Below are 14,992 nucleotides of genomic sequence, written 5' to 3'. Positions count from 1 at the left end.
AACATATTCAGGCATGTTCTTACCCAATATCCCCTCCCTAATTCCTATCCAAAGCTTAAGCTACACTCATCTGTCAAACACTGCCATAGATTCTAGATGTGCTGTTTGTGCAAATAAATTCATAATGCCGCCGGCACGGTACTGGTAACCACGTTTAACCAGTAAACCAGCATCACGTGCCAGCGTAGCCGGATCACAGGACACATACACAATCCGCTTAGGCAGAAACCGTTCTTCAAGCTCATTTAAAGCCAATATCAAAGCTTGAGCACCTGCCCGCGGCGGGTCGAGCAGCCATTTATGCGCATATCCAAACTTACGTAAACGTTGCCCATTCATTGCAAAGAGATCAGCCTGCTGAAAATGGGCTAAATGTTTTAGGCCATTATATTGGGCATTGGCACTGGCACGTCTGCACATGGCAGCCATCCCTTCCACACCCACTACTTCAGCCTGCATCCGCGCAATCGGTAGACTGAAATTACCCAATCCGCAGAACCAATCTATAATTCTTTCCCCGGCTTGCGGTTGTAGCCATTGTATGGCACGCTGAACCATTAAAGCATTAGTCAGCTGATTAACCTGCGTGAAATCTTCTGGCTGGTAAGGAATCACTGTCTGAAATTCAGGGAGATGATAGCTTAGTTTGTACATGTGCTTAGCGGTCTGCAACGCCGTGGTTCGGCCTGTTTGTAACCACCATTGCCATAGCTTTCCGGTTTGTTGCTGCAATTGCAGCAACAAAGAATCAATCTGTTTGCGCTGATTATGGTTTATGGCAGAAGCCTGCAATGTAAGAGCATTTACCTCATTGCCCTGATGCAGCATCACACCGGACACACTACCCTCCGGCCAGCTTTGCAATAATGTTTTAATCGGCTTTAATGCTTCTGACAACACTTCCGACAACACCATACATTCATCAATATCTACAATATTATGGCTGTGTCTGGCCTGAAAGCCCAGTTTCAGACGCCCAGCCTGATACACAGCGCGCAAACGTACCCGTTCACGATAACGCCATGGCAGTCCATATATTGGTGCCATCAGCTCGTCTGGTTGCACCTTTCCTAAACGCCGCATCTGATTCATCCACGCACGTTGTTTCAGAGCTACCTGAGTTGTAAACTCAATATGCTGGCTGTTACAGCCACCGCACCGTCCATAGTACACACAAGGTGGCTGTATACGTGCATTAGCAGCGCGCAGCAGTTTGCCAATTTTGCCCTCAGTGTAGGACTTTTTTTCCCGTACCGACTGCCACTGCACCACCTCACCCGGTAAAGCATCTTCAATAAATACAGCCTTACCGTTTACACGGGCAACGCCGCGCCCTTCCTGATTCCAGTCAATAATATGTGCTGTCAACTGTTGTTCCAAACTGAACCCTCAAGCCAGAAAAAGACCGCAAATAATCTTAATTGTGTATATTTTCTCACATCACAGACAAATTACGTTATGATTATATTCATATTGCCATACCGGATTTTCAGAATAATGTTGAAACCTATACTTTATGCACTCACCACTTCCATCATATCTGCTAGTGCATATGCTGCCATCCCCATGCCAGATTATGCCGTACCTAGTAAGGGGCAGCAGGTCATACTGAATATTCCGCAGCTACGGCTGTTTTTGTTTCAAGATGGCAAGTTAATCAAAACCTATCCCATAACTGTCGGTAAAACGAGCACACAAACACCGCTAGGTGAATACAAAATTGGTGCTAAAGTGGCCAATCCCACTTGGAGCGTACCACGTAGTATTCAAAAAGAAATGGCGGCCAGTGGAAAAGCGGTACAGAAATCAGTGCCGCCCGGCCCCAAAAATCCGCTTGGTCCGGTATTTGTCCGTCTTGGTGAACCCAGACTCGGTCTAGGCATTCATGGTACAAATGTACCCAGCAGTGTACCCGGCGTACGAAGTCATGGCTGTGTTCGGCTGCAAAGCCCCAACGCATTGGATTTTGCTGCAACTGTTCAAAGCGGTGCAGATGCAGCGGTAATCTATCAGCAAGTTTCAGTAAACATCGACGAACAGAACGATATTTGGATTGCGGTTTACCGAGACCCCTATAACAAACGCAATCTAAACAAAAAACTACTTAATCAGAGTATTAGTTCTTGGGCAAATCAGCATCAGCAACAGGTAGACCAAAAGCGTCTAGCTGCTGCCCTGATTAAACCGGCCAACACATTAATCTGTCTCACATGTACTGCCGGCAAAACTAAAGTCAGCGGTGCGCTCAGCTCGTTACAGTGGACTAGTGGTAAGGGTGAGCTGGTTGAACTAAAACACATCAACACTATAAACTCACAACCTAAACAGGAAATTGCTCCAGAAAGCAGCAACGTAGAAGTGGATGAGGATATGGATGATACATCCAAACAAGACATAACCCCGTTAAATCCCACCCCCACAGTACCAGAAAAAGTACATCCAGCTCCGGAAAAAAATATTCCAGTTAACAAAATTCCGGCCTCATCCGATCCGGGATTTGACGCATTGCTATAAGATATCAGCAACGAATTAATTGCACAGAAATTAAATTCGTGTCTGAAAATCGGGCAACAACTGCCACAATGTACTTTTTTCTGCCACCTTTAGCCGCTTAAGCCGAAATTCACATCTGGCTGCCGCGGCTTTATTTATACCCACGCACACCAGCCGCATCTGCACTGGAGTATGCATACGCGTATACTTTGCCCCTTTCCCCGAACAATGCGCCAGCCAGCGCAGCAAAGGCCGGTTTGAGATTCCACAGTAATACGCACCATTATCACAAAGCAGCATATACACTGACCAATCAGCGTGAAACTGTGGCAACGGAGGTAGAGCGGCCAGAATAGAAGCAGATAAATTCAATCGCAATACTCAATAAATTTAAATACAGTAGATAGTTAAAAATATCTTCAATAAATTTCATTAGCATTGTGAATAAAATTAGAGAAATCAATCACATTTAAAACTTAAACATAAGATTTGATCATTATCTTATGAATTAAATATTTCTAACTTACGTAAATTACATGAAAAAGCAATTAAATCCTAATTAAAAGCTTACATGTACCGCTTCATCCCCTAGTAAAGAATACAAGCTATCAAACAAAACAGCTTCTGGCCTAATCAGCCAGCTTTTATCTGCGCGTAGCTCGCCATAAGCATGTTGGTGGCGGCAGCAGAATTTTAGCGGTACATGCGCCTGTTCTCCGCAATAAGTCTTTAGCAAATCAGCTAGCTTTTGAATTGGCGCATCAGCAGCAATATATAATTGCAGACTGCGCGCATAACGCGCACTGGCCTGAGCCAAAGTAAATGCATCATCTGCGGTGATACGCAAACCATCACCGCCATTGTATTCATCTACCGCTACCTTACATTCCATTATCAGCACCTGATCCGCTTTGAGACTGGCGCCGTATTCTTCCAAGGCCTGTCCTGCTACCACCACCTCCTGCTTATCAGTGCCGTCTTCCAGCTGCACCACAGCAAACTTACCACGTTTTCCCATAATATAGCGTACACCGGTAACAAATCCGGCTACCTTCTGTTTATTATTGGATGGTTTTAACGCAGAGAGCTTAGTACCCACCAGTGCACGCACCTTATCAGCATAAGGCTCGAAAGGGTGCCCAGAAAAATAAAAGCCCATGGCCTGTTTTTCTTCTGCCAGCTTCACAGCCAGAGACCATGGCGCCACTTCTTCCATCTGCAAGGGTTCTATCGCATCCTCCACCAGATCAAACAGCCCACCCTGATTGGCATTGGCTGCCACCTGTTCAGCATTTTCCATAGCCAATCCTATATTGGCCAGCAACTGAGCCCGATTCGGATTCAGTTCATCAAAGGCACCGGCACGCACCAGCGCTTCAATAGTACGACGGTTGAGATGCTGGCGGTCAACTCGCTGACAAAAATCAAACAGGTCTGTAAATGGCCCGCCTGTTTCACGTGCTCGCACAATCGCTTCTACTGCACCCTCACCAGTACCTTTAATCGCACCCAATGCATAGCGTATCTGTTTTTGATTGTTCGGAGTAAACCGATAAAAAGACTGATTAATACTGGGCGGCAAAAAGGTAATACCATTTTCAATGCCATCATCGACAAAGATTTTTAGCTGGTCAGTATTGGTCAACTCACTGGACATCGTACCAGCCAGATATTCCGCCAGATAATGGCATTTCAGCCATGCCGTCTGATACGACACCAGCGCATAAGCGGCCGCATGAGATTTATTGAAACCATAACCAGCGAATTTTTCCATATAATTGAAAATTTCGTTGGCAGTATGCTTATCAATGCCCTTTTCCGCGGCTCCGGCTTCAAAAATGGCACGATGCTTCACCATTTCCTCAACCTTTTTCTTACCCATAGCTCGCCGCAATAAATCGGCGCCACCTAGTGTATACCCCCCGCAGACCTGCGCCGCCTGCATCACCTGTTCCTGATACACCATTACACCGTAGGTAGAATTAAGCACCGGTTCCAGATTTGGATGCAAATATTCCACTTTTTCTTCACCGTGCATACGCCGGATAAAGTCCGGAATCAGATCCATCGGACCCGGCCGATACAAGGCCACAAAAGCAATAATTTCCTCAAATTTAGTCGGACGCGCGGTTATCAGCATTTTTTTCATGCCCACCGACTCAAACTGGAAAACAGCGGTGGTATTACCCTTAGCAAAAATGCTGGCGTAAGTAGCCGCATCATCTAATGGAATATGATTAACATCAACTTTCTGGCCGGTCGTCTCCAGAATAAATTTCTGCGTCATTTCAATAATGGTTAAATTCCGCAACCCAAGAAAGTCGAATTTCACCAGCCCTATCTGCTCTACATCATCCTTATCAAACATGGAAACCGGTGATGCATCTTCACCGCTGGCCTGATAAATCGGGCAGAAGTCAGCAATTTTACCCGGTGCCATTAACACCCCACCGGCATGCATACCCAACCCACGCGTCAAATCCTCCAGTTTTAGCGCCAGCGTCATCAACTCTTCAGCCTCTTCTTCACGCAATAACTGCTGTATCTGAGGTTCTGCTTCCATCGCCTTAGTTAAACTTAACGGCTTATTGGCCTCCACAGGTATTAGCTTGGATAAACGGTCACACAAACCAAACGGCAAATCCAATACCCTTCCCACATCACGTACCACCGACTTGGACGACATCGTGCCAAAAGTCACAATCTGACTAACCGCAGGCACACCATATTTATGCCGGACATACTGAATCACACGCCCACGGTTTTCCTGACAAAAGTCGATATCGAAGTCAGGCATCGATACCCGCTCCGGATTCAGAAAGCGTTCAAACAGCAAGTTATAGCGCAGCGGATCCAAATCAGTAATCTTCAGCGAATACGCCACCAGTGAGCCCGCACCCGAACCACGCCCCGGTCCTACCGGACAACCATTCTGTTTAGCCCAATTAATGAAGTCCTGCACAATCAGAAAATAGCCTGGAAACTGCATCTGAATAATAATACCCAGCTCATAATCCAGCCGCTGCTGATATTCCGGCATTTTCTGAGCCCGCTCAGCCTCATCCGGATACAGAAACGCCATACGCTCACGCAACCCTTTATTACTAAGCTGCACCAGCAAATCATCCAGTGTCATTCCTTGTGGTGTCGGAAACAAAGGCAGATAGTGCTCGCCCAACGTCAGCGTCAAATTACAACTTTGTGCAATTGCTACGGTATTAGTCAGCGCTTCCGGAATATCGGCAAACCGCTCAGCCATTTCCTCAGGCGTCACAAAATACTGACTCGGAACAAAATCATGCGGACGCCGTTTATCAGCTAAAACATAGCCGCTGGCAATACATACACGGGCTTCATGTGCCTGAAAGTCTGCTGCATCCATAAACTGCACCGGATGCGTCGCCACCACCGGTATCTGATGTGTAGCAGCCAGCGCAACGCTACCGGCCACCACTGCTTCCCATTCCGGCCGTTCAGGCAAACGCTGTACTTCCAGATAAAACCGTTCTCCAAACCATTGCTGATATTTAGCACACACCTGTGCAGCCAGCTCCGGCTTCTGCGACAGCAGAGCCTGACCGATTTCACCATACTGCGCCCCAGACAGACAGATCAGACCACTATTATCCCCATCAGCCAGCCATTGCTGGCGGATAACAGGCTGATTCGGATTGCGGTCTTCCCCTACATAAGCGTCAGTCAATAACTGATTCAAACGCAGATAACCACCATGATTCTTTACCACCAGCATTAGACGAAAAGGTTTATCCGGCTGCTCTGGATTTTCCACCCGCACATCCACTGCCATAATCGGCTTAATACCCGCATTGCGGCAGGCTTTGTAAAACTTCACCATGCCGAACACATTCATCAGATCACTGATACCGAGTGCCGGCAAACCGAGCTTACTGGCACGTTTCACCGCTTCTTTAATCCGCACAATGCCATCTTCAATAGAAAATTCGGTATGTAGCCGCAGCGGAATATAAGGAGAATTGTCAGACATAGCACTTTTCACGCCAGTACATTAACTGTCTGGCTCAAGAGAATTGAATTAAACACTCACCGTTCACATAGAAAGCGACAACAGATGTGAAACAAGGTGATAAAGCTTCAGCTAAAACAGCCGGTTTCAGGACAGAACACAGCCACCATAATTCTACCTGATTTGCACATTCCATCGCCGGGATAAATACAATGATAATAGCGCAATCTCAAAAAAGATTGAAAAACGTACTTCTGAAATAGCGAAACATCTTAGCGCAGATTGACGTACTCATACTCAATCCAGTCAGACCAATATATTTTCAAAAAACATGAAAATAGCAGTAAATAATGAATTTTATTATAAAAAAGCAGATTTTTATCGCAAATAACAACTTTTCATATGCAGCTATGACTGGTATTCCACCCGATCAAACGCGAAAGATTAATCCTGAACAATGTGATTTAGCGATACACATTTGGCAATAACTGAAAACAGGCTGCCTGAAATATCAGACAGCCTGTTCAAATGGGTTTCCCCCACATGTGCCGTTTTGGACGCTATCCGCTTGAACCTTGAGGACAAGGCTGGCAGTATCGAATGGCTTCGGGTTCATTCTCACAGAATGCTCACGCCCACCATTACCCAACCGCCAAAAAAGCGAATTATTGGTTCAAAGGAATATATGTCCTTGCGAACACAGCAGGGGAAGAAAAAGTTATTTTACCACAAGAGTGAGGGTACTTTCACACAGCTGAATCATATCCTGCATTTTACGCTCAAAATCACCGATTTCCAAATTACCATGTACCGTAAGCTTGAGTAAATCATGAGCTAAATTCAGCGCAGCCATAATCACGATTTTATCTGTTTCAACAATTCGTCCGGAACTTTGAATCGCAGCAATCTTTTCATTGAGCATTTTTACCGCCTGCATCAATGTTTCATGCTCACTTTTGGGCGTACCGATATTAAAAGGACGACCAAGAATTTCCACACGAACCTGTTGAATTTCATCCATTAGGATTCCTCCTGCGCCTTAGGCAAGCGTTTCAGCAATTGCTGTAATTCATCACTGGATGCCTTAATTACCGAAGTATAACGGTTTTTTTCAGCAATTAATCCATCAATCGTTGTCTGCATGCTTTCCTGCAAGTGTAATTTTTCCTGCTCGTGCTGGTTTCGTATCCGTTCACGTTCAGTCTGAAATTTTTCATTCTGCTGCTGCATTTCTTCTTTTACCGATGACAGTTGCTGTGTCAACTGCTGCTTTTCAGCCAGAAGAGAATTAAAATGTATTACCAGCCGCTTAATGCAATCTTCCAGTTGTTCTAATTGATTTTCCATTCCCTACCCGCTTCCATCCTCAGAATACACAGCATGAATGCCTGAATTTCCATGCTGCCACTTTAAATTGTTATTCATTATTGAATTTGATTATTATTCCGCCTTCGGTGCACGTTCCATTAATATTTCAGCCATTTCCTGAACTTCTATGCAACCATCAAACAATTGCTTGAGAATACAGGCTACTGGCATATCCACCCCGAGCGAAGCAGCCTGTCGGCAAACTTCCTCGACAGTATATACACCTTCCGCCACATGTCCAAGTTCAGTAAGCGCTTCCGGCAGTGATTTACCCTCTGCCAGCAGCAACCCTACTCTGCGATTGCGCGACAGCGAGCCGGTACAGGTCAGAATCAAATCTCCCATACCCGATAGTCCCATCAACGTCGCAGCCTGACCACCCAGCGCCTGATTCAGACGGGATATCTCCGCCATACCGCGCGTCATTAACGCAACACGCGCATTAATACCATAGTTCAATCCGTCAGCAATACCTGTTGCAATCGCCATGACATTCTTTACCGCACCACCAACGGCCGCCCCAATCACATCTGCATTGGCATACAAACGCAAAACGGTATTATTCAAACTCGCCGCCAGCGCCTGAATCCAAACAAAATTTTCTGATGCCAGTGTTACCGCACAGGGCAGCTGCTGTGCCAGCTCCTGAGCAAAACTCGGGCCGGATAAAACACCGATACATGGATTCTTAGGCATCACCTCCGCCAGCACCTGCTGCGGCAGTAAACCTGTTTGCTGCTCGAATCCTTTGCAAGCTGCAATAATGGGTACATCACTCAAGCCAGCATCCACCAGCTTCTGCGCACTTTGCCGTAAAGCTGCCACCGGCGTAGCAATAATAATTAACTCGGCTGAGGTCAGCTCTGCCACAGCAGCTAAATTTTCCGGTAAATCAAAACCCGGTAGATAACGCTGATTCTGCCGCTGCTGCTGTAATTGCTGCACATGCTGTATATTATGGGTCCATAGCCATACTTTATGCGAATGTAGGGCAAAATGAATGGCCAGCGCAGTACCCCACGCTCCCGCACCCAGTACACCAATATTCATGACAAATATTCCCTATAACAAACTTCCGCCAAACCCTGGCCGGCTTAGAGCACTGCTGCACATCAATAATCACTGAAATATCTGGATTAAGGCTGCAACAGGCAGCACATTGTATCCAAAAAACCAAGCTCAAGCTGCAACATCTATAGCAAAAACTGGTAATCCACATTGAATATCAGCAAATTTATCTGATTGTCGCGCAAATTCTTTACCGTAGCCGACATTATTCTGCAGCTACCCAGATTACCGTCGGTCGGCTAATATAAAAACACAGGCTGCCTGTTAATCAGACAACCTGTGTGTACATTGCGGACTTCAAAAGCGCTTAATCTTCAAAACGCTTAAACGCCAGCGACCCATTGGTACCGCCAAAACCGAATGAATTGGAAATAGCTGCACGAATCGGCAAATCCCGTGCTTCATTAGCACAATAATCCAAATCACAGCCTGCCTCAATATCCTGCTCAAAAATATTAATCGTAGGCGGAGATTTCTGCGTGTGAATAGCCATTACAGTGTAAACGGCTTCCACACCACCAGCACCGCCCAACAGATGGCCAGTCATCGATTTAGTAGAATTCACCACTAGCTTTCTGGCCTGTTCGCCTAAAGCCAATTTTAATGCGTTGGTTTCATTCACATCACCCAGCGGAGTGGAGGTACCATGCGCATTTACATAATCAATATCTTCTGGATTCAGGCCACCATCTTTTAGAGCACGCGTCACCCCCAGAGCCGGACCCTCAGTATTCGGAGCAGTAATATGATATGCATCAGAGCTCATACCAAATCCAACCAGCTCAGCATAAATCGTGGCACCACGCTTACGGGCATGTTCATACTCTTCCAGCACCATTACACCAGCACCTTCACCCATCACAAAACCATCACGATCCTTGTCCCATGGTCTGGATGCTGTGGCCGGATCATCATTGCGAGTAGATAGTGCTTTCATGGCAGCAAAACCACCCACACCCAACTCACAGATGGCACCTTCGGCACCGCCAGCAATCATAATATCCGCATCGCCATACTTAATCAGGCGTGCAGAATCACCGATACTGTGCGCACCAGTAGTGCAGGCAGAAACCATACCGTAGCTTGGTCCCTGATAACCTTTTAAAATCGTAACATGGCCAGATATCAGATTAATCAGTGAGCTGGGAATGAAAAATGGATTGATTTTACGGGCACCCTGCTCCACTACAGTACGTGCAGTGGCTTCAATTGCCGGCAGGCCACCGATACCCGCACCAATATTTACCCCTACTCTGGTTTTATCCAAACCCGGAATATCATCCAGCCCTGCATCGGCTATCGCCTGAAGAGCAGCAGCCACACCATAATGGATGAAAGAATCCATCCGGCGTGCCTCTTTCGCACTGATGTACTGCGTTACATCAAAATTCTTAACTTCACCAGCAATCTGGCAAACTAAAGACGAAGCATCAAAATGGGTAATCGTGCCAATGCCGCTTTTACCTGCAAGTAAATTCTGCCATGCTGTGGTGATATCATTACCCACAGGAGATACTTGACCCAGGCCGGTAATGACTACTCGTTTTTTACTCATAATTTGCTCGTAAGAAAAAAACCTCTACCGAATCAGGCGATACTTGGCACCTTAGTTCGACAGAGGAATTTGAATTTGACCAACACTACACGGAATTAATTCAGGTGTGCGCCAACAAAGTCGATAGCTTGTTGCACAGTAGTGATTTTTTCAGCTTCTTCATCAGGAATTTCGCAACCGAATGCTTCTTCCAGAGCCATTACCAATTCAACGGTGTCCAGCGAGTCAGCACCCAAATCTTCCTGAAATGAAGATTCGTTTTTTACTTCAGCTTCGCTCACGCCTAATTGTTCTGCAACAATTTTTTTCACGCGTTGTTCGATATTGTTATCCATTGACTGATCTTTCTTTTCTTTGCCCGCTGCGATACGGACAGGGTTAATTGAATTAATCAACTTTTTAGTTGTTGATATTATTGTACCTAATAAAAATAGAGTTTACCATTCAAATTGTTTTTTGCCGTATTTTCTATGGTTTTCAGCGATTTTCAGCGCATTTTTACTTATCACCCTGCGCAGATTACACGACAAGCGGCAGCCATATTAGCACAGCCTGTTTTTTTGCCACAAGTTATTAGATTTAGATTGAATCATCGTCAGCAATCGTTTTATATAAAAAATTCATAATCAGCGCCAATTCTGCTGCGATATTTTCCTGAGTCGCACCCCCTGCATGCCCACCTGTGTCGGGTACAGCCAGCCATACTGGCTGTCTGGACGAACGCAAACGTGCAAAAAACTTCAGTGCATGGGCCGGATGTACACGGTCATCATGAAGATTAGTCGTAATTAAAGCAGGTGGGTAGTGTTGCAATTTGCCCAAATTATGATAGGGCGAAAGTTGAAGCAATGCATTTTTTTCAACTGAATCAACAGGATCACCATACTCATCTACCCATGAAGAACCGGCTGAAAGATAAGGATAGCGCAACATATCCGTAAGCGGCACCTCGCACACCATCGCCCCCATACACTGCGGTTGGCGGCAAAATGCAGCAGCCACCACAAGCCCTCCATTACTACCGCCCTGAATTGCTGTATGCATCGCACTGGTTCGCCCATGAGAATACAAATCATCTAGCACTGCCAATAAATCATCTACACTGACATGCTTATGAATACCGCGGGCTGCCTCATGCCATTGAGGTCCAAATTCACCACCGCCACGAATATTTGCCAGTACAAATGCATAACCTTTTGCCAACCAGTACCGACCAATACTACCTAGATAATAGGGTAGCTGAGGCATACCAAAGCCACCATAAACATAAACAATAGTGGGCATTTCCTTATTCATATGTTTACCAACATGAAAATAAGGAATAAACGTCCCATCAGATGCAGTAGCACTGAACTGCTTCACCTGCATCCCTGCCGCATCAAACTGCTGCGGCTGTCGCCGCATCACACACAATTCTCCCAGATGCACATCAAGCGTATACAGTGTCAAAGGATCCAAAAAACTACTGATTGCCAGATAGACCACATCGCCGCCCCAAGGCTGGTCTGTAATTTCAAGCGCACCATCCGGCAGATTGGGCAATGAAACTTCCTGCCAGCCATTGCCACCAAATTGCCACGCCAGCAAACGGCTGCGTACATTATCTAGTATCGACACCAATACAAACCGCCGTGTGGTTTCAATGCTTTCAATTGCCTGAGTGGCCTTAGGCTGAAAAATCACTTCAGCAGCACCCAGCTCACCTTTATGTAATTTCACTGCAATCAGACTACCGGCGGGATAACTCCGGTTCGCACGCTGCCAGCCACTGCGCAACTGCACCAGCAACTGCCCGTATAGATAGCCCATCAGTTCACAATCATCAGGCAGTCCCAGCGGTTTGGCACTTAAATCCGCCATAACTTGATAATATTGCTTGTGATAAAAGCCGCTTGCCGCCTCAATTAAATCAATCGGTGCGCCCTGACTATCTAAATAACGCCATGCATTCACCATCATGCCATCAGCTGGCATTTCTAGCACTGGCTGCGCCTGCGCAAAGGTTTGCCCGCGTTGCATCAGCCATACCTGCCGTGGATAGCCAGCCTGAGTCAGCTGCTGCTCATCCCATGCCGGACATATCCATACACTTTCTGTATCACGCCAGCTAATGATGCTTTTACTCAGAGGAAAATGAAAACCTCCCTCAACCACTTTGCCTTCGTTTAAATTAAACTCAATGGTATAGGCTGCATCAGCACCGCCGGCACTCAGACTGATAAGCACATGCTCGGGCGCCTGCACATAATGTGCCACACCCTGCAAATACACATCATCTCCAAGCAGTTCATCAAAATCGGCCACAGAAAACAGAATTTTCCATTCAGGCAAACCAGCACGATAACTGGCAGCAGAACATACCCGATACACACCTTTCGGAAATTCAACCGATTGATAAAAATGATACATGCGTGCACGATGTTCCTGACAAAACGGTATTTGCTGCTCATCACGCAGTATTGTCACCATATCATCACGTACTGCTTCATACTCAGCATCTGTTGCAAACTCAGCCTGAGTCGCTGCATCCGCCTGCTGAATCAATGCCAGAGTGCGCTCATCGTTTAAGTCTTCTAAATAGGCAAAAGGATCAGTATTGGTCATCAGGATTTTTCCATAAACTAAGGTTCATTCCAAACAGGTAAACAGACAGACAATCTTTACAGTCTGATACCTCTGTATAAACATAATTAATCAACTCATCCTACCCAATCACGTTCAGATATATTCGCCATAAATAAAAAGGGCAGCCCCTATAGGCTGCCCTATCATCCAATTGAAATCAACAATACATATTAGCTCAATTGTTTAGCTAACCTGCATACCTGAATATACCTGTTGTGTATCGTTTGTTTCTAATATGGTGCCGACAACGAGAATCGAACTCGTACGACCTGAGGTCACCACCCCCTCAAGATGGCGTGTCTACCAATTTCACCATGTCGGCATGTAACTGTAAAAAAATTCCTATTCCGGTATCAGCGGCTTCTGTGCCGGTTTCACCGGTACCGCCGGTGCACTGGCAGCTGCTGGCTTAGCCGGTACCACTACTTGCTGTTGCTTCACATTACTAAAATCCAAGCCGCTGTGGCGGTGCGTGGAAATATAGCCTAAAGCCAAGCAAGTAATAAAAAATATAGTGGCCGCAATCGCTGTGCTGCGGCTGAGAAAATTTGCATTGCCCGCAGCACCAAATACACCCTGAGCACTACCGGAACCAAATGCTGCGCCCGCATCCGCACCTTTGCCCTGTTGCATTAGCACCAGCACAATAACACTCAGCGCCGCGAAAATATTCACGATTAAAATAAGGGTTTTGAATGCTTCCATGATATCAACTTTTATCAAGCAGGCGCATATGCAGCCTGAATAATAGCGGCAAAACTGTCAGCCTGCAACGAGGCTCCGCCAACCAGCGCACCATCAACATGTGGCACAGCCAGAATTTCAGCCGCGTTGCCAGCGTTGACGCTACCGCCATAAAGGACGCGGATTTTAACATCTTCACCACACAAAGACAAGATTTGCTGATAAATCAGCTGATGCATCGCAGCGATCTGCGTTACAGACGGCACTTTGCCGGTACCAATTGCCCATACTGGCTCATAAGCCACCACCACTTCTCTCATCCCAAGACTGGCGAGCACATCCAGCTGTGCACTTACTACTACCTGCTCCTGTCCTTGTTCACGTTCAGCCAGTGTTTCCCCCACACACAGCACCGGCAGCAGGCCTGCTGCCATGCTGTTTTGCAGCTTAATCAGCAATTCTTGATTATCTTCGTGAAAATACTGCCGCCGCTCAGAGTGTCCGATCAGCACAAACTGCGCACCCACATCTGCCACCATTTGCGCACTAACCTCTCCAGTAAAAGCACCGTTTGCAGCAAAACGGCTCACATCTTGTGCCCCTACCGCCAGCGATGTATCACGCGTGAATTCATTCACTCCGGCAAGATAAACATTCGGCACCGCCACACCACAGTAAACATAAGCCGCAGCTACATCTACTGGTTTCAGCAATGCTTGTAGCAGTTGCCGGCTTGCCGACTGACTGCCATTCATCTTCCAATTGCCGATTATCCATTTCTGCTGCCACATATTTTTTCCTTACTGACTATAGATTGGCCAACACTGAACAAAACAGTATATAGAGTATTTATTACACATACTGCAAACTGAAAGAGCTTGCAAACGGCGGCATTGTAACGGAAAACCACTACTTGCGTCCTATTAATATAATAAGTCAAAACCTACCGATTACCCCCTGTGCAGAGCCGCACTGCAGAAGATAAACAATAGATCTCTTCCGACTCCAAAGCTAAACGTTGCAGCATCACGCATCATTTATCTGACAAACCACTACAACCTGTACTTTTTCGACATGTCGACATAACCTTACCCAATCACAATGAGCCTGCTCGTAGATATTCGTCTACACTGCAACTGCCTTTGCCCTATTGTCACAACGTAAATAGTTTTATAATCTTTCTGGGTCAAATTCATGTGGTGTACCCAATCCAA

At 46.2% G+C, this 14,992-nt stretch carries 12 protein-coding genes, 1 tRNA gene and 1 other RNA gene; 1 reads left to right on the top strand and 13 read right to left on the bottom strand.

The window, feature by feature from the left end; genetic code table 11:
- Positions 1-66: 66 nt before the first annotated feature.
- Positions 67-1,368: a 23S rRNA (uracil(1939)-C(5))-methyltransferase RlmD gene (rlmD, locus tag ACQP6D_RS03745; protein WP_427857485.1), complete on the bottom strand. Its 1,302-nt coding sequence runs from the start codon at positions 1,366-1,368 to the stop codon at positions 67-69.
- Between the two features lie 129 nt (positions 1,369-1,497).
- Between rlmD and ACQP6D_RS03740 the strand changes: the two genes are divergently transcribed.
- The gene (locus ACQP6D_RS03740; RefSeq protein ID WP_427857484.1) at positions 1,498-2,514 is read left to right on the top strand and encodes a L,D-transpeptidase; all 1,017 of its coding nucleotides are present in this window, start codon (positions 1,498-1,500) and stop codon (positions 2,512-2,514) included.
- Positions 2,515-2,544: 30 nt separating this feature from the next.
- Here ACQP6D_RS03740 and ACQP6D_RS03735 read toward each other — a convergent pair whose 3' ends face one another.
- The 12 genes from ACQP6D_RS03735 to tpiA form a co-directional block, all read right to left on the bottom strand.
- A complete protein-coding gene (locus ACQP6D_RS03735) occupies positions 2,545-2,793 on the bottom strand; it encodes a GIY-YIG nuclease family protein (protein ID WP_427857628.1) in 249 nt (82 codons plus the stop codon).
- A 259-nt stretch (positions 2,794-3,052) separates the two neighbouring features.
- Positions 3,053-6,499 carry a DNA polymerase III subunit alpha gene (gene dnaE / locus ACQP6D_RS03730; RefSeq protein ID WP_427857483.1) on the bottom strand — a complete coding sequence of 1,149 codons (3,447 nt, stop codon included), beginning with the start codon at positions 6,497-6,499 and terminating at the stop codon, positions 3,053-3,055.
- Positions 6,500-7,010: 511 nt separating this feature from the next.
- A non-coding RNA gene (gene ssrS / locus ACQP6D_RS03725) (6S RNA) lies at positions 7,011-7,190 on the bottom strand.
- A gap of 6 nt (positions 7,191-7,196) precedes the next feature.
- Positions 7,197-7,499: a cell division protein ZapA gene (locus ACQP6D_RS03720; RefSeq protein WP_100140509.1), complete on the bottom strand. Its 303-nt coding sequence runs from the start codon at positions 7,497-7,499 to the stop codon at positions 7,197-7,199.
- Complete coding sequence (locus ACQP6D_RS03715) at positions 7,499-7,825, bottom strand: hypothetical protein (protein WP_100140510.1); 327 nt, start codon at positions 7,823-7,825, stop codon at positions 7,499-7,501. The genes ACQP6D_RS03720 and ACQP6D_RS03715 overlap by 1 nt, the downstream gene beginning before the upstream one ends.
- A gap of 93 nt (positions 7,826-7,918) precedes the next feature.
- Positions 7,919-8,896, bottom strand: coding sequence for an NAD(P)H-dependent glycerol-3-phosphate dehydrogenase (locus ACQP6D_RS03710; protein ID WP_427857482.1), 978 nt, complete (start codon positions 8,894-8,896; stop codon positions 7,919-7,921).
- 325 nt (positions 8,897-9,221) lie between these two features.
- Positions 9,222-10,469 (bottom strand): beta-ketoacyl-ACP synthase II, encoded by a 1,248-nt coding sequence (gene fabF, locus ACQP6D_RS03705; RefSeq protein ID WP_100151825.1) that lies wholly within the window; start codon positions 10,467-10,469, stop codon positions 9,222-9,224.
- Between the two features lie 95 nt (positions 10,470-10,564).
- A complete protein-coding gene (acpP, locus tag ACQP6D_RS03700) occupies positions 10,565-10,804 on the bottom strand; it encodes an acyl carrier protein (RefSeq protein WP_025331393.1) in 240 nt (79 codons plus the stop codon).
- Positions 10,805-11,048: 244 nt separating this feature from the next.
- The gene (locus ACQP6D_RS03695; protein WP_427857627.1) at positions 11,049-13,076 is read right to left on the bottom strand and encodes a prolyl oligopeptidase family serine peptidase; all 2,028 of its coding nucleotides are present in this window, start codon (positions 13,074-13,076) and stop codon (positions 11,049-11,051) included.
- 254 nt (positions 13,077-13,330) lie between these two features.
- Positions 13,331-13,416 (bottom strand) — tRNA-Leu (locus ACQP6D_RS03690).
- Positions 13,417-13,436: 20 nt separating this feature from the next.
- Positions 13,437-13,799, bottom strand: a complete 363-nt coding sequence (secG, locus tag ACQP6D_RS03685; protein WP_100151827.1) for a preprotein translocase subunit SecG — start codon at positions 13,797-13,799, stop codon at positions 13,437-13,439.
- Positions 13,800-13,813: 14 nt separating this feature from the next.
- Complete coding sequence (gene tpiA / locus ACQP6D_RS03680) at positions 13,814-14,569, bottom strand: triose-phosphate isomerase (RefSeq protein WP_370386828.1); 756 nt, start codon at positions 14,567-14,569, stop codon at positions 13,814-13,816.
- Between the last annotated feature and the right edge of the window lie 423 nt (positions 14,570-14,992).

The sequence above is a fragment of the Snodgrassella sp. CS2 genome (assembly GCF_050310315.1).
Taxonomy (GTDB): Bacteria; Pseudomonadota; Gammaproteobacteria; order Burkholderiales; family Neisseriaceae; genus Snodgrassella; species Snodgrassella alvi_E.
The sequence above is the reverse complement of the archived record's forward strand: the minus strand, read 5'-3'. Positions and strand labels throughout refer to the sequence as shown.

Excerpts from the sequence above, each read along its gene's own strand:
- acpP (WP_025331393.1), bottom strand. The coding sequence starts at position 10,804 with ATGGATAACAATATCGAACAACGCGTGAAAAAAATTGTTGCAGAACAA.
- ACQP6D_RS03710 (WP_427857482.1), bottom strand. The coding sequence starts at position 8,896 with ATGAATATTGGTGTACTGGGTGCGGGAGCGTGGGGTACTGCGCTGGCC.
- ACQP6D_RS03740 (WP_427857484.1), top strand. The coding sequence starts at position 1,498 with ATGTTGAAACCTATACTTTATGCACTCACCACTTCCATCATATCTGCT.
- dnaE (WP_427857483.1), bottom strand. The coding sequence starts at position 6,499 with ATGTCTGACAATTCTCCTTATATTCCGCTGCGGCTACATACCGAATTT.
- secG (WP_100151827.1), bottom strand. The coding sequence starts at position 13,799 with ATGGAAGCATTCAAAACCCTTATTTTAATCGTGAATATTTTCGCGGCG.
- fabF (WP_100151825.1), bottom strand. The coding sequence starts at position 10,469 with ATGAGTAAAAAACGAGTAGTCATTACCGGCCTGGGTCAAGTATCTCCT.
- ACQP6D_RS03735 (WP_427857628.1), bottom strand. The coding sequence starts at position 2,793 with ATGCTGCTTTGTGATAATGGTGCGTATTACTGTGGAATCTCAAACCGG.
- tpiA (WP_370386828.1), bottom strand. The coding sequence starts at position 14,569 with ATGTGGCAGCAGAAATGGATAATCGGCAATTGGAAGATGAATGGCAGT.
- ACQP6D_RS03715 (WP_100140510.1), bottom strand. The coding sequence starts at position 7,825 with ATGGAAAATCAATTAGAACAACTGGAAGATTGCATTAAGCGGCTGGTA.
- ACQP6D_RS03720 (WP_100140509.1), bottom strand. The coding sequence starts at position 7,499 with ATGGATGAAATTCAACAGGTTCGTGTGGAAATTCTTGGTCGTCCTTTT.